The following is a 21,735-nucleotide window of genomic DNA, read 5'->3' as shown; positions in this document are numbered from 1 at the left end:
GCTTGGAGGCCGACCCGTGGGGTTGGGAGCCCGACCCGGGGGCTTGGAGGCCGGCCGGTGGGCTCGGGAGCCCGACCCGAGGGCTTGGAGGCCGGCCGGTGGGCTCGGGAGCCCGACCTGCGGGCATGGAGGCCTGACCGGTGGGCTCGGAAGCCCCGACCCGTGGGATTGGGGCCTGACCGGTGGGGTCGGAAGCCCCGACCCGTGGGATTGGGGGCCTGACGCGTGGGGCGGAGGCCCGACCCGGGTGGGATCGGGCCTCTGGCGATCAGGATGCGGAGCTTGCCGCCGCCGTCTTGCCGCCGCCCGATCCACCCGAGGACGACCCCGAAGAGGACGACGAGCCCGAGGACGACCCGGACGTCGACGGCGAGCCCGAAGACGACGAGGACGACCCGGACGAGGACGAGGAGGACGAGCTGTCACCGGAGGACGACTCGGACTTGGCCGGCTTACTGGCCGTGCCGCCGGCCGTCGTCTCGGAGCCGGACGCCCGCGAGTCGGTGCGGTAGAAGCCCGAACCCTTGAAGACGATGCCTACCGAGTTGAAGACCTTGCGCAGCCGCCCCTCACACGCCGGGCACTCGGTCAGCGGCTCGTCAGAGAAGGACTGCACCGCCTCGAGCTGGTGACCGCACGTGGTGCAGGCGTACTGGTACGTGGGCACGTTCTCCTCCGGATCTGGGCTCAGCCAGTTGGCACTCGACGTATTCGAGTGCCAATGGTGCGTCATTCGCCCCGGGTTCGTCCAGCGGACGTGTGGGGCGCGACACCGTGCGCCGCACCCGGGCCGCCGTCAAGCGTACGCACCCCGTCGGCGGGGGTGACGACCGCGCGCACCCGACGGTCATGTGGCTCCACCGGCAGCGCCTCGACGAGTTCACCGTCGTGCAGGGGCACCACCGTCAGGGCTGCCTCGGGCACCCGGGCGAGTGCCCGGTCGTACGAGCCGCCGCCGCGCCCGAGCCGCCGACCGTGGTGGTCGACGGCGAGAGCCGGTACGACCACCAGCTCCGCCTCCGCCACGGCGGCCACCCCGAGACGGGCGCCTGTCGGTTCTCGGATACCCCGACCCGCCGCGATCAAGGCAGCCGGCCCCGTATAGGCCGCCCAGTCCAGATCCAGGTCGGCGAGGAGCACCGGCAGCAGCAACTCCGCGTCCGCCGGCAGCGCCTCCCGCAGCACCTCGGGCAGGTCGGCGCCGCCCGGTTCGGCGCCGACCGGCACGTACGCCGTCATCCGGTGCGGGCGCAGCCGGCGTACCAGAGCGACCAGCTCGGCCTGCACGCGCCCGGCGGCGGCCGCCCTCGTCGCGGCGGGCAGCGACCGGCGGCGGGCGAGCAGCTCGACGCGGCTGTTCCGCTTCGCCACCCGGGTCACTTCCGCTTCATCAGAAAATTCCGGCACGCAACACTCCTGACGCAACGCCTCTCCCACGGTTGCACTGTGTCAGCATCGCAAGCAACGGAGGCGGAACTTCCGGGGGGACCGAGTGACGCTACGCGGGCGGTTGACGGCAGCCTTCCTCGTGGTGGTGCTCGGGCCGGTCCTGCTCGGCGCGCTCTTCGTCGCCTCCACCGTCGCGGCGGTCGACCGCAGCCGCTCCACCGAGCGCCTGGCGGTGGCGGCGTCCACGGTGCGGACCTCGGTCGACGCGCTCTGCCAGCAGCTCCGGGCCACCGCCGACGCGGTGGCGCTCACCGCCGAGCCGGCTGTGGCCGCCGCGCAACTGGTCGGCCGGGGCCTGGCCGCCGCAGTGTTGATCACCGACGTGTCCGGCCGGGTCACCTACGTCTCGCCCGGTGCGCCGTCGACCCCGTGGCGGGACTGCGCCGGCTCGACCGAAGGCCCGAACGGAGGCGCGACCGAGGGCCCGAACGGAGGCGCGACCGAGGGCCCGAACGGAGGCGCGACCGAGGGCCCGAACGGGGGCTCCGGCACAGTTTCGACCGACGGTTCGGCCGGCCCGGTCCGTGCGCTGGCCGCCCAGGTCGACCTGCACGACCGCGCCGGCGCCCGGCTGGGCACGGTGACCGCCGCGCAACGTGTCGACCCGGCCTTCGTGGCGCGGCTGGCCGCGGTGACCGGGGTGGCGGTCACCCTGCTCGACAGTGGGGCGCGCGCCGCTCGGGTCACCCACACGACCGAATCCGGCGACGTACGCGACGCGGTGCTGGCCGCCGCCGTCACCGTCCGGGGCGAGCAGGTCACCGAGACCAACGACGGCCGCTACGTGCGCCGGCTCGGACCCTCCGACGCGCAGCCGCTGCCACTGGTGCTCTCCGTGCCCGGTGAACGGCCACCAGGGCTGAACGCCACGCTGCTCGGGGTGGTCGTGCTGGCCGGGCTGCTCGCCGTGCTGACCGCCTGGCGACTGGCCCGGGTGACCACCCGGCCGCTCGCCGAGTTGGCCGGTGCGGTCGACCGGGTGGCCCAGGGCGACCTGACCGCCCGGGTGCCGGTCCGCAGCCGCGACGAGCTGGGGCGGTTGGCCGCCGCGTTCAACCGGATGACCCGGGAGACCGGCTCCTACGTCGCGGCGCTGACCAGCAACCGGGATCAGCTGCGCGGGCATCTCGCGGTGCTCGGCGACACCCTGGCCAGCACGCACGACCTGCAACGCATCCTGCGGGTGATCCTGCGGAGCGCCATCGGGGCCACCGGCGCGCGGGCCGGTGCCGTGCTGCTGGTGGAGACCGGCGGGGTACTCGTCGCGCAGTGCACCGAGGGGTTGGACGGGCGCTGGCCGGACGAGGAGACCGATGGGCCGCAGACGCTGCGGGTGCCGGTCGGTGCCGGCATCGTCGGTGCGGTCGCCGCCACCGGCGAACCGCAGCGGGGGAGGGCGGAGCCGACCGAGGCACCGACGGGTGAGCCACGCTGCCGCACGTACGTCGCGGTTCCGTTCGCTGCCCCGGGCGGCGGTGCCCCGGCCACCCCCGGTGGCCCCTCGGCGGCGGCCGATGAGGCTGGCGCGGCGACCGCGCTCGGGGTGCTGGCCCTCTACGACCGGCTGGGCGCCGACGAGTTCGACGACGACGACCTGGCCACCCTGCGCACCTTCGCCGGTCACGCGGCGGTGGCGGTGGACAACGTCCGGGTGCACGAGGAGGCGCAGCGGCTTTCCCTCACCGACCCGCTCACCGGGCTGTGGAACTACCGCTACCTGCGTGAGTCGATCCGGCGGGAGGTGGAACGGGCCAGCCGCTTCGGGCGGATGCTCAGCGTCCTCGCGTTGGACCTGGACCGGTTCAAGGACGTCAACGACACGTACGGGCACGCTGCGGGGGACACCGTGCTGGCCGAGTTCGCCCGACGGGTGCGCGGGGAGATTCGCGAGGTCGACCTGGCATTCCGCCAGGGTGGTGAGGAGTTCGTGCTGCTGCTGCCGGAGACCGACGCGCGGGGCGCGGCGATAGTGGCCGAACGGCTCGGTGCGGCGGTGCGGGACACGCCCATCGCCGTCGAGGCGTACGCCGGGCCGGTCCTGGTGACCGTGTCGGTGGGCATCGCCGTCTTCCCGGACAACGGCAGCACCGGGCGGGAGGTGCTGGAGGCCGCCGACGACGCGCTCTACGCGGCCAAGGCGGCGGGCCGCGACACGTACCGGGTCGCCGAGGTGCGCTCGGATCTGCCGACCCGGGAGATCCCGGTTCTCGCGGGTGCAGTGAGCCCACCCGACGGACTGCCGCGCGCCGGCCAGCCGGTGCAGGCCACCCGGGAGCCGGGCGGGTCCGCCCGGTCCGACCCGACGTTGGGCGTACCGGAATCGGTGGTGGGCCCGGCGCACGCCCGACCTGATGCGGCCGACGACACGCCGGACAGCGCCCCGGGTGGGGCGCGGGCCGGCCCGGACGCGACGCGGCCGGGGTCGGGTGGCGGCGCGTCTTCTGGGCCACACCCGCCGCGGCAGAGCCGTGGCCGATAGTCTCGCGGCATGTCGGAGCACTCAGCGAATCCCTCGTCGACGGTCGCCGCAACCGGCCGTCCCCTGGCGGTCAAGGCCGTCATCCCGGCCGCCGGACTGGCCACCCGGTTCCTGCCGGCCACCAAGGCGGTGCCCAAGGAACTGCTTCCGGTGGTGGACCGGCCGGTGTTGCAGTACATCGTCGAGGAGGCCACGCAGGCCGGCATCAACGACGTGTTGCTGATCACCGGCCGGGGTAAGACGTCGATGGTGGACCACTTCGACCGTCGTCCGGACCTGGAGGCCAGGCTGGAGGAGAAGGGCGACTCCGAGCGGCTGGCGGCCGTGCGTCGGCCCAGCGAGCTGGCCGAGATCTACACGGTGCGGCAGCCCGAGCAGCTCGGGCTCGGCCACGCCGTCGGGTACGCCGAGTCGCACGTCGGTGACCAGCCCTTCGCGGTGCTGCTCGGCGACGAGTTCGTGAAGCCGTCGGAGCCGCTGCTGCCGGCGATGATCGAGTTGCAGGCCCGCACCGGCGGTGTGGTGCTCGCCTTCTTCGAGGTCGACCCGGCCGAGACCAAGCGGTACGGGATCGCCTCCGTCGAGCCGGCAGAGTCGGAGCTCACCGACATCGGTGAGGTCGTCAAGGTGACCGGGATGGTGGAGAAGCCACAGCCGGAGGACGCCCCGAGCAACCTCGCGGTGCTCGGCCGCTACGTGTTGCCGGGCACGATCTTCGACGCGATCCGGCGGACCAAGCCGGGCAGCGGCGGCGAGATCCAGCTGACCGACGCGATGGAGCTGCTGCGCAGCGAGGGCACCCCGGTGCACGCGATCGTCTACCGGGGCACCCGCTACGACACCGGCATGCCGCTGGGCTACCTCCAGACGGTGGTGCAGATCGCCGCCGAGCGCGACGACCTGGGCACCGAGTTCCGGTCCTGGCTGGCCGAGTTCGTCAAGGCCGACGCGGCAGGCGGATCTGGTACATGACCGCGACGGCCGACGCCGAGGCGGCCGCGAACGAGTTGACGCCGCTCGCCGACTACCTGGGCAGCGTGCTGCGCAGGTTGCGCGCGCTGCCACCACTCGACCTCGACCTCACCCAGGCGCACGGCAACGTCCTCGCCGAGGACGTCGTCGCGCCGCACGCCTTCCCTGCCTTCGACCAGGCGGCGGTGGACGGCTACGCCGCGCGCTGGGAGGACATTTCCGGAGGGGGTCGGGGGCCGAGCTACGTCCCGGCCCCCTCCGGCACGCCCGGTGGTCGCACCATCCGGCTCAACGTGGTCGGCGATCTCGGCGCGGCGAGCTGGCGGCCGGTCCGTCTCACCCCCGGCTCGTGCTTCTCGGTGGCCGCCGGGGCGCCACTGCCGGTCGCCGCGGACGTCGTGGTCCCGGTGGAGTGGACCGACCAGGGCATGGCCGCGGTGGAGATCTTCCGCACCCCCAAACGGGGGTACGGGGTACGCCGCGCCGGTGAGGAACTGCCCGCCGGCACCCTGCTCGCCCGGGCCGGCACCTACGTGTCCCCGGCCCTGGTCGCGGTCTTCGCGGCGACCGGCATCGGACACGTGGTGGTCCGGCCCAGCCCACGGGTGGTCATCGTGGCCACCGGTGACGAACTCGTCGACGTGGGCCGGGGCAGCCAGCCCGGTCAGGTGGTGGACGCGAACTCGCACGCGCTGACCGCCGCGGCGGCCGAGGTGGGCGCACTGGCGTACCGGGTGGGGATCTGCGACGACGACCCGGAGGGGCTGCGCGGGCTGCTGGAGGACCAGACGCTGCGCGCCGACCTGATCATCACCACCGGGGGCACCGGCACCGGCCCCGGGGACATGGTGCGCCGGATCCTGTCCCGCCGCGAGGGCGGCCGGGCCGGGCCGGTCACCTTCACCGACGTGGCGCTCTACCCCGGCACCGCGCTCGGGTTCGGCACTGTCGGCGCCGAGGAGGTGCCGGTGGTCTGCCTGCCCGGTGACCCCGGTGCCGCGCTGATCGGCTTCGAGGTGCTGGCCCGTCCCGCCATCCAACTGCTCGCCGGGGCCGAGCCGGTGTTCCGGCCCAGCGTGCGGGCGCACCTGCTGGAGACCGTGTCGTCGCCGGCGGGGCTGCGCGAGTTCCGGCCGGCGCACGTCGCCGAGCGACGCGGTGGCGGGTACACGGTCCAGCCGCTCAGCGGCGGCCCGTTCACCCTCTCCGGGTTGGCCGAGGCGAACGGGCTGCTGGTGCTCGGCGAGCGGGTCACCACGGCCGCGGCCGGCTCCACGGTGGACGTCCTGCTACTGGACCGCCGCCGGTGAGGTCTCCCGGCGGGTCCGTCGACCCGGTGGTCACCGGGCGCGCGACCGTCGGGCCGTAGCGGTGGGTGTGCGCGGCCCGGCGGGGCCACTTGCGCGGGACACGGTCCCGCGCGGGAGACTGTGCGGGTGAGTCTCTTCGGACCCGCGCGGTCGCCGGGCTGGCCGGTGGAGTTGGCCGACGGCCCGGTGCTGCTGCGGCCCTACCGGCGCTCCGACGCGGCCGCGTGGTCGGAGGTACGGCGCGCCAACCGGGCCTGGTTGGCGCCCTGGGAGTCCTCGCTGCCCGGCAGTTGGGACGAGATGAACTCGCCGGCCGCGTTCCGTTGGGTGCACCGTGACCAGCGGCGTTCGGCCCGCGAGGGTGAGGGCATGCCGTTCGCGGTCTGCCTGCGCGAGGGCGACCGGGATCGGCTGGTCGGGCACATCAACGTGGGCAGCATCGTGCGGCGGGCACTCTGCTCCGGCTACGTCGGCTACTGGGTGGACGCGCGGGTGGCCGGACGGGGGGTGATCCCGACGGCGCTCGCGCTCGCCGTGGACCACGCGTTCGGCCCGGGTGGGCTGCACCGGGTGGAGGTCAACATCCGTCCGGAGAACAAACCGTCCCGGCGGGTGGTGGAGAAGTTGGGCTTCCGCGAGGAGTCGTACCACGTGCGCTACATGCACATCGACGGCGCGTGGCGGGACCACATCGGGTACGCGATGACGAGTGAGGAGATCGCCGCCGAAGGTGGCCTGCTGGCCCGCTGGCACCGGGTACGCGCCAACGCGGGGTAGGAGGATTTCGCCACATCCTCCCACTCGTCCCACGGACGGGATCGGCGCGGCGCGGTGGCATCCCGGTCGGCGCGCCGTAACCTCAAGTAACTGCAAGCTGCGGCAAGCGCTCCCCGGCCGGACGATCCACGCGCCCACGCGTGATTGGTGGAAGATCCTGCGGTCGGATGACGGTTGCTTCGAATTCGGTGACGGGAGGGGTGAGGGTGCCGACCTCGGTGCTCCTCGCCGTCCTCGCCGCCGCCGGTCTGCTCGCCCTGGCCCCGGCGCTGGTTCGCCGGTACGACGCCACCGAGCGGCTGGTGGCGGAGCGGGCGCAGTCGACGGCGCGGGTGCTCCAGCGCCGCCGACGGCGCCGCACTGTGCCGGGACGGCGACCCGTCCACCCGCCGCGCTCACTGGTCGTCACCCTCAGCGAGGATGCGACTACCGGCACGTTGGGTGCGCCGGTCTCCGCGCCGCCGGCCGCCCGTCGCTCCGGGCGGCTGCGGTCCGTACCGCCCGCGCCGAAGCGATCCCGACGCCGGCCACCGCCGCGCCGACAGCACACCCCCGCCGTGTACCGGCGTCGCCGGGTGCTCGCCGCCCTGTTGCTCCTCAACGTCGTCGAGCTGATCGGCGTGCTGTTCGTCAGCCCCGGCTTCTGGGTCGGCTTCGGGGTCACCTTCCTGCTTCTGGCCCTGTACGTCGTCCACCTGCGGGGTCAGGCCCTCGCCGGGCGTCGCCGCCGCCGGGCCCGCGCCCGGGAGGCCGCGTGGCTGGCCGCCCGGCAGGCCGAGGTGCGCCGGGAGCAGGCCCGCCGGGCAGCGGCCCGCCGGGAGGCGCAACGCCGCCTGGCAGCCCAGCGCGAGGGCGTACGCCGAGCGGCTATGGGCCTGGACCGGCAGGGCGACCTGCCGGCGGCGGTCAACGGCGGGTCGGTCTCGTACCGGCGGTCGGGCGGTCTCCGCGGCCGCCCCTACGAGGCCGGCCGAGGCGCCTGACCCCCGGGCTGGCCTCCCCGGCCCAGTCGGTCTCCGGCCTGGGCTGGTCTCCGGCCTGGGTTGGTCTCCGGCCTGGGTCGGTCCCCAGCCCTTGCCTGCCCGGTGCCGGCTGGCTTGATCGACTCGGGTTCTTGAAAGTCGCGGTGTCGTGGCGTCCGGGATGCCCCGGTTTTCAGGAAGCCGAGTCGATCTTCGGGTCTGCGGGAGCGCCACGCAGGGGGCGGATTCGCGGTGGGGGCCGGCAACCTGTTAGCCTTGCTGCCGGCCCGCCCGGTGTAAGCCGGGTGGGACCGAAGCCGGTTCGCCGGTGGGGGGCTGTGGCGCAGACTGGTAGCGCACCTCGTTCGCATCGAGGGGGTCAGGGGTTCAAATCCCCTCAGCTCCACCCCAGGTCAAAGGCCGTTTCCGCGAGTCGGAGACGGCCTTTTCCGATCTTTCGGGTGGCGGGGCGACGCCGTCAGGGGCGCATGGACACGTCGCGCGGCCACCCGCGGAGATGCGCGAACTGGCGAAGGTAGCGCTCGCATCTTTCGGCGAAGTCCCCCGGCTCCGGCGGCAGTCGAGTCGCGGTGACCACCTGACGCGGGTCGGAGTGGCCCGGCCGCAGCAGCCGGATCTGGTCGTCGGTGAACTGTCCGCCGGTGAGGTCGGCGACGGCAAGGGCCATGGCCAGCGCTACGACGACACTCACGCACGTGCGGTACGGGCTGAAGACGGCTTCCGGACCACCGTCGGTCTCCGGTTCGTGGTCGATCACCAGGAGCCAGACACTGTCCTCGAAGCCCGCGACATCGACCTCAAGGTGGATCGCACCGGGCATGCCGTCGGGCGTGCGATCGATGCGGTCGCCGATGGTGGTGGCCCGCAGTTCCGCCGCCCCGAGGCGGCGTCCGGAATCGACGCGGCGTCCCTGTTCGTACCGTCGGTCGGTGACGATGATCAGCTCGGGCGTCGTGGTCATGCCGAGCAGTTCGGCCAGGGTGGCTCGCGCGGCGGTCACCACCTCGGCGAGGGAGATGGGCCGGGCCACTGTTGCCTCAAGGTCGACTGACACGCGCGCCTCCAGTCTGGCCGGCTAGGTCGGTGCCCGGTCCAGGGCCTGTCGTCCGGATACGACACCGGTATCCGGACGAAACCGCGCCTTGCCGGATCGCCGCCCGGACTCCGCCTCGGCTCGACCGCCCTTATGAAACAGGCCCTAGGAGAAGCGTTCTGTCGTCACGGGTATCAGACCGTGCTGCCGCAGGACGTCCGTCAACGCGGACAGTGTCGAACCGAGCGCCGCCGTGGCATCGGTCGCCAGCAGTGCGGTCACGTCGAGGCCCCAGGCGAGGGTGTGGCCGACGCGGCGCAGGTCCCAGCTGAACTGGTCGCCGTGCCCATCGAGACGACCACTCGCGACGGACGCGTTCGTGCCGGATGCGCTCGTGCCGCCGGCCGGTGTCCGCCAGGCCGTGCGGAGGGCGGCCACCTGGTCGGGGCGGAGGTCCTTGGCGAAGAGGACGCGGTACACCCGCCGTTCGTGGAAGCCGGCCGGCGGCTGGGCGGGGCCGAGCCGCAGCGGCGGGGCGCTCGCGATCGGTTGATGGTCGAGAAAGTGCGTACGGAGCAGTGTCTCGTCCGGCAGCTGCCCACCGCCGAGCGCGCGGTGGGCGTCCTCGGCCTGCCGGCGGGAGGTGGGGACCACCCGGGCCAGCATCTCGGGGTTCGTGCGGATGTCGCGGCTCAGCGACGCGGAACTCCACCAGCCTGCCTGCGGGGTCCAACCCGCGCTGGCCAGCCCTGTCGTGACGAGGTCGCGGTCCCGGGTGAACTCCTCGACGAGGATGCCCTCCACAGTGGTGGTCGAGTCGCAGGCGCCAACCAGGTAGTAGTCGAGCTGCGGACCTGCGCCGGTCACTTCGACGGCCGCCGACGCGGGTCCGGCCGGTAACGAGTCGATGGTCATCAGGGCAACCGTAGCGAAAAACACGGCCCGGCAACGGTTAGCATCCGGACCTCTAGGTGAGGAGCCCAGATGACGTCGGTGGCGCAGACCCGGTTCGGCATTGTCGGCAGTGGTTGGCGAGGTGAGTTCTTCCTTCGCCTGGCCAGGCTGCTTCCCGAGCGGTTCCGGGTGACCGGGGTGGTGACGCGTACCGAGTCGCGGGGAGCTGCCGTGACCGCCGACTGGGGTGTGCGGACCTTCCGGACGACCGCCGAGTTGCTCGCCCACGAGCGGCCGGACTTCGTCATCGTGTCGGTGCCGTGGTCCGTGACACCGGAAGCGACCCGGGAATTGGTCGCGGCCGGCGTACCGGTGCTCGCCGAGACGCCGCCCGCCGCCGACCTTGCGGGTCTGCGCTCGCTCTGGGCCGACGTCGGGGGCAGCGGTCTGGTGCAGGTCGCCGAGCAGTACCTGCTGATGCCCGGGCACGCGGCCCGGCTGGCGCTGGTCCGCGCCGGGGTGCTCGGCGAACCGACCTCGGTCCAGATCTCGTCGACCCACCTGTACCACGCGGTGTCGCTGATCCGGGGTCTGCTCGGCGTCGGTCACGAGAGCGCCGAGATCAACGCGCGCGCCTTCGTCGCGCCGCTGGCCAACCCGCTCTCGCCGACCGGCTGGAGCGGTGACGACACACCGCAGCAGCTCTCCACCACACTCGCGACAATCGACTTCGGCGGGCGGATGGGGTTGTACGACTTCACCGACAACCAGTGGTGGAACCCGCTGCGTACCCGCCGGTTGGTGGTGCGCGGCTCGCGCGGTGAGCTGGTGGACGACCGGGTTGTCCGGCTGGTCGACCCGACCACGCCGGTGGAGTCGTCACTGGTGCGACGCCAGACGGGTCTCGACCTCAACCTGGAGGGGCTCGACCTGAAGCACATCAGCTTCGACGGCGAGGTGGTCTACCGCAATCCCTTCGTCGGTAGCGGGATGTCCGACGACGACATCGCGGTGGCCGACATCGTCGCCCGCGCCGGGGCGTGGGCGCGGAAGGAAGGCCCCGCTCCGTACTCCCTCGCCGAAGCCTGCCAGGACCACCTGATCAGCCTCGCCATCGAAGAATCGGTACGCACCGGGCAGCCGGTCGTCACCGACGCCGAGGCGTGGGCGCGGTAGCCGAATGGTTGCAAGACAACGGGGGAAGAGACATGGGTTTCGAGGCCTGGGTACGTGAGTTCACCGAGAACGCCGAGCGACGCCGGGACGGACCCGATCCACAGTGGAGTACAGGGGGTCCGCTGCCGCCGGCGCTGATCCGGAGCCTGCAACGATTCCAGGCCGGTGAAGACGGCGACGGCGTGAATCTCATCAGCAAGAGCGAGCGGGCCGGTGACCCGACCTATCTGGCGGCGGTCCGACTGTTCGTCGCCGAGGAGCAGAACCACGCCCGGCTCCTCAAGCACCTGCTGCTCAGCGCGGGCGGCGACGTCATCGACGGTCACTGGACCGACCGGGTGTTCGTGACGATCCGGCGTGCCCTGGGGCTGCGACTGGAACTGATGACGCTGATGGTCGCCGAGGTGGTCGCCCTGCGCTACTACCGAGCCGTCCGCGACGGCACTGATGATCCGCTGCTCTCGGACGTGGGTGCCCGCATCCTGGTCGACGAGCAGAGGCACGTGCCGTTCCACACCGAGCGGTTGCGCCAGGGATGGGCCGAGAGTGCTGGACCGGTACGGGCGGTGGTGGCCGCGGGTTGGTGGGCGTTGCTGTTCGGCGCCGCCGTCGTGGTCGCGTTCGGGCACGGCGCCGCGTTGCGTCTGCTCGGTGTCGGCCGGCTCCGGTTCATCGCCGACACCGCGACGCTGTTCCGGTCGGTCGTGCGGGAGGTGCTCTCCGGTGCGGGCCGGGAGGCTCACCCCGCCAGTTCCACGAGTGCGGCCGCGCGGCCCGCGACGGGGTCGACGGTGCGCGGCTCCCGACAACGGCTCTGGCGCTGGGGAGCGATTGTGCTGGTCGTCGTGGGGTCGGCGGTGGCGCTCTACCCGCCGGCGCACTTCTGGGGTCCACGGCCCTACCGGCACCCGGACGGGATCTTCGGGGTGACCCGGGGCGACTTCGAGGACGACATCCTGCCGCACTACCAGGTCAGTCTGCCGTGTGACGTTGATGGCCTGCGATACAGCAACGCCGAGGACATGACCGGACCGATGGGCGAGCTGTACCTGCACTTCACCACGTCGCCAGGGTGCCTGGACCGGATCCTCGACGGCTGGGCCGCCGCACCGGCGCAGCCACCGACGATGGCGCCCACCGATGCGGGGTTCCCGCTTCCCGCCGAAGCGATCCCGGACACCGTCGGGTGGCGCTTCGACGCGCCGTCGTACCAGGTCTACCAGCGCCAGGGGGACGTGGTGACCGGGCACGTGGTGGCGGTGCGCGACGGCAAGCGGCTCAGTGTGTACCTGCTCGGCCGCTACGCCCACTGACGCCCGAGCGGGGCTGCCCGGTTGGAGCGGTAGCCAGCAGGGTCAGCCCCGGCCGAGCACGGCGGCGGTGCGGACCAGCCCGTCGGCGATCACGAAGCGGCCGGTGATCGACGAGGGCGGGTCGGCGACTTGTGCCGCGTCCACCCGGGTCGGTGCGATCCGGGCGGTGAACGTGCCGGCATCCGGATCAAGTTCGACTCGCGCGTCGTGGAAGTCCAGCCAGTCGCGGACGATCGGGTACCACACCTTGTAGATGGTCTCCTTCGCGCTGAACAGCACGACCGGCCAGCAGGTGCCGCCGGGTAGCCGCGCGCAGGCGGCCTCCTCCTCGGGCAGCAGCACGAGTCTGCGTACTCCCGGATTGATCTCGCGGTGCTGCTCGGCGTCCATTCCGACGGACCGGACGTCGGTGGTGTGCGCCGCCGCCGCGGCGCAGTAGCCGGCGGTGTGGGTGATGCTGCCGACCACCCCGGCCGGCCAGACCGGCGCGCGGTCGGCGGCGGCCGGCACCGCGGTCATCGCCAGGCCGAGGTCGCGCAACGCGCGGCGGGCGCACATCCTCCCGGCGGCAAAGTCCCGCCGACGGGTCTGCGCGGCCCGCTCGCTGAGACATGCCAGCTCAGCGGGGAGCAACTCGCCCGTCCAGTCGTCGGGCCCGGCGATGGCAACCGCGACCGTCGGTGGCAGCAGGTCACGCATTCCGATTGCCTACTGGTCGGTAGGAATGGCAGATCAGGTCAACCGTCAAATTTCCGACTCCCACGACCGCTGAAAGTACCGCAAAGATGTAACACCGGAGGGACGCGCAGCGCCCTCCCTGATGGCTCCGGGGGGACCACCATCAACGCTGGCCGGCGCGGCCAGCCCCGTGGACATCTGGAAGGACGTGCGATGACCGATGGTGCGCAACGGCCGGGGGTGCCGGCTGACGATCACGCCCCGAAGACCCCCTGCTGGAGCTGCGGCTCCTGCGGTGACGAGTGGCCGTGCGCGACGAAGCGCAGCCGGCTGCTGGCGGAGTACGGCGGTGATCGCGCCATGCTCAGCGTTTATCTGGGGTCCTGCCTCGCCGCCGCCACCGAAGATCTGCGCGCCGCCCCGGTGATGTCGCTCCAGGACCGGTTCATCGGCTGGTTGCCGCGCGGCTCCCGGCGTAGCTGAACCTCCGGTGGCCCCACCGCTGGGCGGGGCCACCAGAGGGGCGTTCAGCGACGTCGAGGCCGCCGGGTCATCGCGAAGCCGCACACGCCAGCCACCGCGGCGAGCGCACCACCGATGCCGGTCCAGACCCAGCGCGAGCCGAGGTCCGGCAACCAGTCCGTCAGCGGGTCACCCTCGTCGTCGGCCTCCGCGTCCACCGGGGGTACGGCGGTGAGTACCGTGCCGGCCTTGGTGTTCGGCACCAGCGGGGCGGCCAGTTCGCCGTCGTCGGCCGAGGTGCCCCGGTCGGCGACGGTGCCGACCAGCAGGTCGACGTCGATCGGCGCACCCAGATCCGGCTCCGGCAGGTCGATCACGGAGAGCCGGATGACGTACGTGCCGGGCAGTGGGTCGGCCGACCAGGGCTCCGCCCACGGCCGCACCTCGCGCAACGTGCAGCCCAGCACCACCGTCGACGCCTTCGCGTCCACCGTCGGAGTCTGGGCCCCCGCCGTGCACGCCTGGCGGCGGCGGAGCCCGTCGAAGACGTCGACGGTCCAGGTGGAGGCCCCGTCGCGTCCCTTCGGGAAGGTGACGGTGGCGGTGATCTCGTGCACCTGACCGGCCGTTGCCGGGAACGACCAGTAGAGGTGGTCGCCGATCGAGGCGTCCACCCGTACCGGCTGTCCCGCGGTGATCGGGGTGGCGGTGAGGAACGACGTGCCGGCACGGTTGACCGGCGTGGCACCCGGGGAGGGGGTGGGTGCGGCGACGGCCGCGGCGGGGAGCAGGGCGGCCCCACCGGCGGCGAGGAGCGCCGCCATCGACCGGAACAGTGCGCTACGCATCAGTTCTCCCTCCAGGTGGCGACCCACCAGCGGGTGAGCAGGCCGGCGAGCAGACCGGTGATCAGCCCGGCGATGGTGAGCAGGGCCAGCAGCACCCAGCCCCGGCCGAGGTCCGGTCCGTCCGGTGCGGGTGCGGCGGCGACCACGTCGACGGTCAACTCCACCGGCATGCCCGGGGTCGCCGCGGTGCCGGGACGCGGGGCGAACGAGTTGCTCACCACCAGGCAAACGGTGGTGGGCTCGACGACCGGGGCCGAACTCTCCTCGGTGTCCGCGGCATCCTCATCGTCGGCGGTGGCCGACCAGCGCAGCCCGGCGGAGAGCACGTCGGCCCGTCCGCTGCCGGCGTCCGCACCCCGGACGAGTTCCCGGCCGTCGGCCGCGGTGGCCCGCAGCAGCACCCCGTAGTCCCGGTTGACGGCACGGTCCAACGCCATGCTCACCGAAGCCCGCAGCTCCTGGCCGGGGCGGATCGGCACCCGGTAGTAGCGGTGCTCGGAGAACGACTCCCGGTCGGCGTACACGCCCGGTGCGAGCAGTGGCGCCGAGTCGCACGCGTTCGTGCCGCCGACCACTGTCGGGGCCCGGGTGTGCGTGTCGCCGGCCCGCTCCACGAGCTGTTTGATCCGGTCGGTCAGCTCCTCGGCGCTCTGCGCGGCGGTGTAGGTCCCGCCGGTCGCGCTGGCGATGCAGAGCAGCTGCCGGCGGACCTTCTCGTCCGGGGCCAGACCGAGGGTGTCGACGACCAGGCTGGTGCCCTGTGCGGCCAGTTCCCGGGCCACCTCGCACGGGTCCGGCGGCGCGCAGGTGTCCTCGCCGTCGGTGATCAGCACGATCCGCCGGGTGGTGTTCCCGCTGCCCAGGTCCTGTGCGGCGGAGCGCAGCGCCAAGCCGACCGGGGTGAACCCGGTCGGGCGAAGTGTCGCCACCGCCGCCTTGGCGGCGGACCGGTCCACCGGGCCGACCGGCACGATCTGTTGGGTGTCCTGGCAGCCGACCTTCTTGTCCTTGCCGCGGTAGGTGGCGCCGAGTACCCGGATGCCGAGCTGTGTCTGTTCGGGTAGCGCGTCCACGACCTCGTTGAAGGCCTGCTGGGCTACCGCGATCCGGGTGCGTCCGTCGATGTCGGCGGCGCGCATCGACCCGCTGACGTCGAGCACCAGCTCGACCCGGGGCGGCTCGGGCGCCGGCTCCTCGTCGGCCTGCGCCGGGGCGGCCCCGGCCAGTGCGGTGGTCGCCAGCAGTCCGAGAAGGACGGCCGTCGATCGTCTGAAGTTGATCACGGCCCGCAGTGTAGTGAGATCCACTTTGGATGATCACTTGGGTTGCGGACGGTCCGAGCCCCGACGCCGTCGGCCTGGTCACCCGTCGCCGCGGGCCGGCATCGTCCGCGCTCTGGGTCCACGCCGGGTCACCCTCGGTCAACTGTTCAAGGAAAGGTGGCGGTCCGGCCACCATCCGTCGGAAATCTGACCCAAGTCGACCCGTTGTGCCGGTGGTGCCCGGTGGTTAAGCTCTTCTTGCGCGCCCCAATCGCCCGCTTCCCCCGTGGCAGGCGATCGGGGCGCGCGTCTTTGTCAGAAGGGCCCGCACGCTTCGGCGTGCGGGCCCTTCTCCCGTCGCGCTGAGCGGCGCGTCGCCTGTCGATGCTTATATCCACCGACCGTCGAGCCACATCCGGGACAGCCAGTCCGAGTACGGGATCACCCGGCCGACGAAGATCGGATAGAAGTACGCGAAGCAGACTCCGACCAGCAACACGTACGCCCCCGCCGCGATGCTGCCCACCAGCCGGCGTTCATAACTCGGGTCACCGGGCACCAGCGGTGCCACCGCACCCACATCGCCCCCGGCGGGCGCGATCAGCGCACCCAGCACGTACACCACCGCCAGCACCAGGAACGGCACCACGGGCGCGGCGTAGAACGAGAACATCGTCCGGCCGTCGAGGGCGAACCAGAACCACGGCAGCAGCCCGGCGGCCACGGTCAGCAGGATCGCGCCGGCCCGCCAGTCCCGACGGGCCACACCCAGCCAGACCAGCGCCACCAGGGCGGGCAGGAACGACCACCAGAGCAGCGGGGTGCCGAGCAGCAGAATCTCCGAGGCGCAGGTCGGCGCCCCGCAGACGCCGTTGTTGGCGTAGTGGAACGCCACCGGTCGGCCCAGCAGCAACCACTGCCACGGCCACGACTGGTACTTGTGCGCGTCGTCGAGCTGGGCATGGAAGCCGTACGCCGCGCGGTGGTACTCGTACAGGTTGATCAGCGGGCCGATCACCGGGCGGTCGCTGAGCGGGGCGCTCGGGTAGGCGGACGCGAGCCGGTAGTAACCGTCGTCGGTGAGCAGCCAGCCCGACCAGGTGGCCAGGTAGGTGCCGACCATGACCACGCCGGCGAGCACCAGCCAGGGCAGCTCGTCGACGACTGCGTCCCGCCAGGGCCGGCGGACCCCCGCCGAGCGGCGGACGCCGACCTCCCAGAGGAGCACCAGCAGCGCGAAGGCCGGCACGAAGTACAGGGCGCTCCACTTCACCGCACACGCGCAGCCGATCAGCACCCCGGCCGCCAGCCGCCACCAGGGCCAGGTGCGCCAACCGGTCGGCGGGCGGCCGGCGCGGCCCGGCTGACTCGGATCGAGCCCGTCGTCCAGGGCCCGTGCCCAGCGTCGACGGCGGGCGTCCCGGTCGAGCACCAGCGCGCCGAACGCGGCCAGCACGAAGAAGAGCAGGAAGATGTCGAGCAGGGCCGCACGGGACAGCACCAGGTGGAAGCCGTCCAGCGCGAGCAGCAGGCCGGCCGCGCAGCCGAGCACCGTCGAGCGGAACATCCGCCGACCGATGCGAACCAGCAGCAGCACCGACAGGGTGCCGATCACCGCGGCCGAGAAGCGCCAGCCGAACTCCGGCGCGGTGGTCATCAGGTGCCCGGGAACGGAGACCTTGGAGTCGGCGTCCTGGTAGCCGAAGGCCCACTCGCCGAGCCCGATCAACCACTTGCCCAGCGGCGGGTGCACCACGTACGACGGGACGTTGTCCTTGTAGTTCCACTCCACGCCACGGGAGATCAGCCCGTAGGCGTCCTTGGCGTAGTACGTCTCGTCGAAGATCTTGCCCTTGGGGCTGGACAGCCCGACGAAGCGCAGGATCGCCGCGATGGCCACCACCACTGCCGTGGCCAGCCAGGAGAACCGGTCCGCCTGGGTGTCGACGGTGGCGAACCGTCGCCGGACCGCGGCGGCCACCCCGCCGCCCTCGGCGCTCGGTGCCGTCGGCTCCTGGGTGGCACCGGGCTCGCCCGACACCTGGATCATCTTGTCCGGGTCCGCGCTCGGGCTCTGCGCTGTCGACGCACTCGTCACCCGGCGATCGTAGGCTGCCAAGGTGTCCGGTGGCGTCCGTCGTCCCTGATACCGGTATTCCCAGCAATGAAGGAGACGAATCCGTGGGTGAAATGTCCGAAGTTGGGCGCCTGATTCTGCTCGGTGCTCCGCTCGGCAACCCCGCCGACGCCTCGGCCCGACTCCGGGAGGTGCTGATCAGCGCCGACGTGGTCGCCGCCGAGGACACCCGTCGGCTCACCCGGCTGGCCCGCGATCTCGACCTCACCGTCGGTGGTCGGATCGTCTCCTACTTCGAGGGCAACGAGGAGCGGCGTACCCCCGAGCTGGTCGAGGCCATTCTCGGCGGATACGTGGTGGCGCTGGTCACCGACGGCGGGATGCCGAGCGTCTCCGACCCCGGCTACCGGCTGGTCCGCGCCACGCTGGAGGTCGGGGCGCCGGTCACCGTCGCCCCCGGTCCCAGCGCGGTCACCACCGCGCTGGCCGTCTCCGGGCTGCCCTGCGACCGGTTCTGCTTCGAGGGATTCCTGCCCCGCACCCCCAGCGGGCGTCGATCGCGGCTGCGCGCACTCGCCGCCGAGGAGCGCACTCTGGTCTTCTTCGAGGCGCCGCACCGCATCGGGGCGACCCTCACCGACCTGGCCGACGCGTTCGGGGCGGACCGGCCGGCCGCGCTCTGCCGCGAACTCACCAAGACCTACGAGGAGGTGCTCCGCCGCCCCCTCGGCGAGCTGGCCCGATGGGCCACCGAGGGGGATCCGCGCGGAGAGATCACGCTGGTGGTGGCCGGGGCGCCGGTGACCGCCCCCGAACGCCCCGACGACGACACCCTGCGCGCCGCCGTCGCCGAACGGGAGGCCGCCGGCCGGTCCCGCCGGGACGCCATCACCGACGTCGCCACCGAGTACGCGCTGCGCCGCCGGGACGTCTACACGATCGTGCACAGCTGACCGAGGGGACCGGGCTCCCCTGACGGCGGGATCACCACGCGGCGACCAGGAAGCCGACGGTGATCAGCGTGGGGCCGGCGACGGCGGCGGCCACCGCCCAGCGGCGGTGCCGGCGGCCGGGCAGCCGGGCCGAACCGGTCCACCGGACGATGCCCGCGGTGCAGCCCAGCACCACCAGCAGACCGGGCAGCCATCGCAGGTGCCGGCCTACGCCGACGTCCGCGTACGCGGTGCCGCTGTCCGGGCCGGTCATCCGCGCCGGCAGCCGGGTGCCGGCCGCGCTCCCGTCGGCGGGCACACCGCCGACGCGCACACCATGGGCGATGAACCGCCCGTCGTCGGCTGTGAAGATCCCCCGGCACCGCTGGGTGAGCCCGCCGCCGGAGCAGTCGTCGATCACCACGGTGCCCGACCGGGCGTGCCCGACCGCGAGCCAGAACGGGCCCGCGCTGACCCAGGCGAAGAAGGCCACGACCAGGCTCAGCACCACCAGCGCGGCGAGCCCGGGCAGCGGATCCGGCGGTGGGGGCGTACGGCTCGGTGCCCGCCGCCGCAGCAGCAGCCGAAAGCCGCGAAACCGCTCCGGTGCCGGGTCCTTGCGGACCGGGGTGCCGTCCCAGTGCACCTGTTCGATCGGTGCCCAGAAGGCGTCACCGTCGTCGTCCAGCGTGTCGTCCGGCCGGCGGGCCCGCTGGCGGCGGGTCTGCTGCCGCACCGGCACCCGACGCGGCACGGCGTCCACGGGCGCCCCGGTGGTCGGCTCCACCTCGACGAACTCCCCACCGGCCGGGACCGAGGCGGCGAGCGGGCCGGACAGGGCGGGCCGGGCCGGACCGGGTGCGGGTGCCGCCGGGGTCGGCCGGGCCGGAGTGGGCGACGAGGCCGCCGGCGTGGGGCGGGCCGGGGTGGCGGACCGCCCCGCCGGGGTGGGCCGCTGCCCACCCGGGTCGGCGCCGGGCACCAGCCGGGGCTGGGGCGCGACCCCGGTGACCCGGGGCACGGCCGGCTCGCGCCCAGGCTCGTCGCCGACCGCCGGTCCGGTGGGACGGTCCTCGTGGTCCCGCGCCGCTCGTCTGCCCGTCACGACGTTCATTGCACACCTCCCCAGGAGGCGAAACGGGCAGCTGAGCCGCGTGTCGACGACAAATCGGACCAACGGGCGAGGTGGTCGGCCCGGTCCGCCGGTCGGGGACCCCCCATTGGTTCGCGGATGCCCCAACCGGGTCACTAGGCTCACTGCTCATGAGTCACGTTCTCGCGGCAGTGGCCTGGCCGTACGCCAACGGCCCCCGCCACATCGGCCACGTCTCCGGTTTCGGCGTTCCCTCCGACGTCTTCGCCCGGTACATGCGGATGGCCGGCCACGACGTGCTCATGGTCTCCGGCACCGACGAGCACGGCACCCCGATCCAGGTGCAGGCCGACGCTGACGGGGTGACCCCGCGCGAGCTGGCCGACCGGTACAACAGGGTGATCGTCGAGGACCTGCACGGCCTCGGCCTCTCCTACGACCTGTTCACCCGCACCACCACCCGCAACCACTACGCGGTGGTGCAGGAGCTGTTCGAGGGGATGTATCGCAACGGTTACATCGTGCCCAAGACCACCATGGGCGCGATCTCCCCGTCCACCGGGCGCACCCTGCCCGACCGGTACATCGAGGGCACCTGCCCGATCTGCGGGTACGACAGCGCCCGCGGTGACCAGTGCGACAACTGCGGCAACCAGCTCGACCCGATCGACCTGATCGACCCGAAGTCGCGGATCAACGGGGAGACTCCGAAGTTCGTCGAGACCGAGCACTTCTTCCTGGACCTGCCGGCGCTGGCCGAGGTGCTGCGGCAGTGGCTGGACACCCGCGAGGGGTGGCGGCCCAACGTGCTGCGGTTCTCCCGCAACCTGCTCGACGACCTCCAGCCCCGGGCGATCACTCGGGACCTGGAGTGGGGCGTACCGATCCCGCTGGACGGCTGGCGGGACCGGCCGGACAAGCGGATCTACGTGTGGTTCGACGCGGTGATCGGCTACCTGTCCGCCTCGATCGAGTGGGCCCGCCGCTCCGGCGACCCGGAGGCGTGGCGCCGGTGGTGGTCCACCGACGGTCAGGGTAAGGACGCGCAGTCCTACTACTTCATGGGCAAGGACAACATCGTCTTCCACTCGGTGATCTGGCCGGCGCTGCTCTCCGGATACTCCGGCGAGGGCTCCCGCGACGGTGAGCCGGGCGAGCTGGGTCGGCTCAACCTGCCCACCGAGGTGGTCTCCAGCGAGTACCTGACCATGGAGGGGCGGAAGTTCTCGTCGTCCCGCAAGGTGGTCATCTACGTCCGCGACTTCCTGGAGCGCTACGACGCCGACGCGCTGCGCTACTTCATCGCCGCCGCCGGCCCGGAGAGCAACGACACCGACTTCACCTGGGCCGAGTTCCTCCGCCGCAACAACGACGAGTTGGTCGCCGGCTGGGGCAACCTGGTCAACCGGTGCGTCTCGATGGCCGCCAAGAACTTCGGGGCGATCCCCGCTGTCGACCCGGCCGGGCTCACCGAGGCCGACGAGGCCCTGCTCGCCGTCGCCCGCGCCGGGTTCACCACGGTTGGCGACCTGATCGGCCGGCACCGGCAGAAGCAGGCCATCGGCGAGGCCATGAAGGTGGTCGCCGAGGCCAACAAGTACCTCTCCGAGCAGGCGCCGTGGAAGCTCAAGGGTGAGGCCGACAAGCCCCGCATGGGCACCATCCTGCACGTCGCCCTCCAGGTGATCAGCGACGCCAACACGCTGCTCACCCCGTTCCTGCCGCACTCCGCGCAGCAGGTGCACGAGCTGCTCGGCGGCACCGGCGTGCACGCGCCGATGCCGGTGATCGAGCAGGTCGACGACCTGGACGGCGGCCCGGCGTACCCGGTGCTCACCGGGGACTACACCGTCGGCGCGCGCTGGGAGTCGGTGCCGATCGAGGCGGGCCGTCCGCTGGCCGCGCCGAAGCCGGTGTTCCGCAAGCTCGACCCGTCGATCGTCGACGAGGAACTGGCCCGACTGGCCGACTGACCGCACGACGCGCGGCGGCGGGTC

19 protein-coding genes, 1 tRNA gene and 1 pseudogene are annotated in these 21,735 nt (G+C 72.7%); 12 read left to right on the top strand and 9 right to left on the bottom strand.

Annotated elements, in window-relative coordinates; translation table 11 throughout:
* The first annotated feature begins 296 nt into the window (after positions 1-296).
* Positions 297-512 (top strand): hypothetical protein, encoded by a 216-nt coding sequence (locus IF22_RS35795; RefSeq protein WP_245233555.1) that lies wholly within the window; start codon positions 297-299, stop codon positions 510-512.
* A 14-nt stretch (positions 513-526) separates the two neighbouring features.
* Here IF22_RS35795 and IF22_RS35790 read toward each other — a convergent pair.
* Both IF22_RS35790 and IF22_RS0105590 read right to left on the bottom strand, forming a co-directional pair.
* A pseudogene (locus tag IF22_RS35790) lies at positions 527-733 on the bottom strand (FmdB family zinc ribbon protein); the annotation flags it as partial.
* Complete coding sequence (locus tag IF22_RS0105590) at positions 730-1,407, bottom strand: 5-formyltetrahydrofolate cyclo-ligase (RefSeq protein WP_030329157.1); 678 nt, start codon at positions 1,405-1,407, stop codon at positions 730-732. The pseudogene IF22_RS35790 and the gene IF22_RS0105590, both read right to left, overlap by 4 nt.
* 85 nt (positions 1,408-1,492) lie before the next feature.
* Between IF22_RS0105590 and IF22_RS0105585 the strand changes: the two genes are divergently transcribed.
* From IF22_RS0105585 to IF22_RS0105560, 6 genes are all read left to right on the top strand, one after another.
* Positions 1,493-3,928: a diguanylate cyclase gene (locus IF22_RS0105585; RefSeq protein WP_036410859.1), complete on the top strand. Its 2,436-nt coding sequence runs from the start codon at positions 1,493-1,495 to the stop codon at positions 3,926-3,928.
* A gap of 9 nt (positions 3,929-3,937) precedes the next feature.
* Positions 3,938-4,900, top strand: coding sequence for a UTP--glucose-1-phosphate uridylyltransferase (locus tag IF22_RS0105580; RefSeq protein WP_030329153.1), 963 nt, complete (start codon positions 3,938-3,940; stop codon positions 4,898-4,900).
* The gene (locus tag IF22_RS0105575; RefSeq protein WP_030329151.1) at positions 4,897-6,210 is read left to right on the top strand and encodes a molybdopterin molybdotransferase MoeA; all 1,314 of its coding nucleotides are present in this window, start codon (positions 4,897-4,899) and stop codon (positions 6,208-6,210) included. Before IF22_RS0105580 ends, IF22_RS0105575 begins: the two co-directional genes overlap by 4 nt.
* Before the next feature lie 126 nt (positions 6,211-6,336).
* Entirely contained in the window at positions 6,337-6,987 is a 651-nt protein-coding gene (locus IF22_RS0105570) for a GNAT family N-acetyltransferase (protein ID WP_030329148.1), read from the top strand.
* A 206-nt stretch (positions 6,988-7,193) separates the two neighbouring features.
* Complete coding sequence (sepX, locus tag IF22_RS0105565) at positions 7,194-7,970, top strand: divisome protein SepX/GlpR (protein WP_036410858.1); 777 nt, start codon at positions 7,194-7,196, stop codon at positions 7,968-7,970.
* A gap of 311 nt (positions 7,971-8,281) precedes the next feature.
* Positions 8,282-8,355, top strand: a tRNA-Ala gene (locus IF22_RS0105560).
* 72 nt (positions 8,356-8,427) lie between these two features.
* Here IF22_RS0105560 and IF22_RS0105555 read toward each other — a convergent pair.
* A complete protein-coding gene (locus tag IF22_RS0105555; RefSeq protein ID WP_156057339.1) occupies positions 8,428-9,024 on the bottom strand; it encodes a hypothetical protein in 597 nt (198 codons plus the stop codon).
* A 144-nt stretch (positions 9,025-9,168) separates the two neighbouring features.
* Positions 9,169-9,918, bottom strand: coding sequence for a hypothetical protein (locus IF22_RS0105550; protein WP_051708193.1), 750 nt, complete (start codon positions 9,916-9,918; stop codon positions 9,169-9,171).
* 69 nt (positions 9,919-9,987) lie between these two features.
* On the opposite strand from IF22_RS0105550, the gene IF22_RS0105545 reads away from it, so the two are divergent.
* Both IF22_RS0105545 and IF22_RS35600 read left to right on the top strand, forming a co-directional pair.
* Complete coding sequence (locus tag IF22_RS0105545; protein WP_030329143.1) at positions 9,988-11,073, top strand: Gfo/Idh/MocA family protein; 1,086 nt, start codon at positions 9,988-9,990, stop codon at positions 11,071-11,073.
* Between the two features lie 32 nt (positions 11,074-11,105).
* Positions 11,106-12,386 carry a ferritin-like domain-containing protein gene (locus IF22_RS35600; protein ID WP_209444495.1) on the top strand — a complete coding sequence of 427 codons (1,281 nt, stop codon included), beginning with the start codon at positions 11,106-11,108 and terminating at the stop codon, positions 12,384-12,386.
* Positions 12,387-12,428: 42 nt separating this feature from the next.
* On the opposite strand, the gene IF22_RS0105535 is transcribed toward IF22_RS35600, so the two are convergent.
* Positions 12,429-13,085, bottom strand: a complete 657-nt coding sequence (locus IF22_RS0105535; RefSeq protein WP_030329141.1) for a 4'-phosphopantetheinyl transferase family protein — start codon at positions 13,083-13,085, stop codon at positions 12,429-12,431.
* A 192-nt stretch (positions 13,086-13,277) separates the two neighbouring features.
* Here IF22_RS0105535 and IF22_RS0105530 point away from each other — a divergent pair, with 192 nt between their 5' ends.
* The gene (locus tag IF22_RS0105530) at positions 13,278-13,547 is read left to right on the top strand and encodes a hypothetical protein (RefSeq protein ID WP_036410856.1); all 270 of its coding nucleotides are present in this window, start codon (positions 13,278-13,280) and stop codon (positions 13,545-13,547) included.
* Positions 13,548-13,591: 44 nt separating this feature from the next.
* Here the strand turns inward: IF22_RS0105530 and IF22_RS0105525 are convergent, their stop codons facing one another.
* The 3 genes from IF22_RS0105525 to IF22_RS0105515 form a co-directional block, all read right to left on the bottom strand.
* Complete coding sequence (locus IF22_RS0105525; RefSeq protein ID WP_030329139.1) at positions 13,592-14,374, bottom strand: hypothetical protein; 783 nt, start codon at positions 14,372-14,374, stop codon at positions 13,592-13,594.
* Positions 14,374-15,657, bottom strand: a complete 1,284-nt coding sequence (locus IF22_RS0105520) for a VWA domain-containing protein (RefSeq protein ID WP_030329138.1) — start codon at positions 15,655-15,657, stop codon at positions 14,374-14,376. Before IF22_RS0105520 ends, IF22_RS0105525 begins: the two co-directional genes overlap by 1 nt.
* A gap of 367 nt (positions 15,658-16,024) precedes the next feature.
* Positions 16,025-17,686 (bottom strand): dolichyl-phosphate-mannose--protein mannosyltransferase, encoded by a 1,662-nt coding sequence (locus tag IF22_RS0105515; RefSeq protein ID WP_051708192.1) that lies wholly within the window; start codon positions 17,684-17,686, stop codon positions 16,025-16,027.
* 140 nt (positions 17,687-17,826) lie between these two features.
* On the opposite strand from IF22_RS0105515, the gene rsmI reads away from it, so the two are divergent.
* Complete coding sequence (gene rsmI, locus IF22_RS0105510) at positions 17,827-18,666, top strand: 16S rRNA (cytidine(1402)-2'-O)-methyltransferase (RefSeq protein WP_030329134.1); 840 nt, start codon at positions 17,827-17,829, stop codon at positions 18,664-18,666.
* Positions 18,667-18,697: 31 nt separating this feature from the next.
* Here the strand turns inward: rsmI and IF22_RS0105505 are convergent, their stop codons facing one another.
* Positions 18,698-19,759, bottom strand: a complete 1,062-nt coding sequence (locus IF22_RS0105505; protein WP_387217229.1) for a hypothetical protein — start codon at positions 19,757-19,759, stop codon at positions 18,698-18,700.
* 149 nt (positions 19,760-19,908) lie between these two features.
* Here IF22_RS0105505 and metG point away from each other — a divergent pair, with 149 nt between their 5' ends.
* Positions 19,909-21,711 (top strand): methionine--tRNA ligase, encoded by a 1,803-nt coding sequence (metG, locus tag IF22_RS0105500; protein WP_030329132.1) that lies wholly within the window; start codon positions 19,909-19,911, stop codon positions 21,709-21,711.
* The last annotated feature ends 24 nt before the right edge of the window (positions 21,712-21,735 follow it).

Origin of the sequence: Micromonospora parva (assembly GCF_000718515.1) — a bacterium.
In the GTDB taxonomy this organism is placed as follows: Bacteria; Actinomycetota; Actinomycetes; order Mycobacteriales; family Micromonosporaceae; genus Micromonospora; species Micromonospora parva.
The sequence above is the reverse complement of the archived record's forward strand: the minus strand, read 5'-3'. Positions and strand labels throughout refer to the sequence as shown.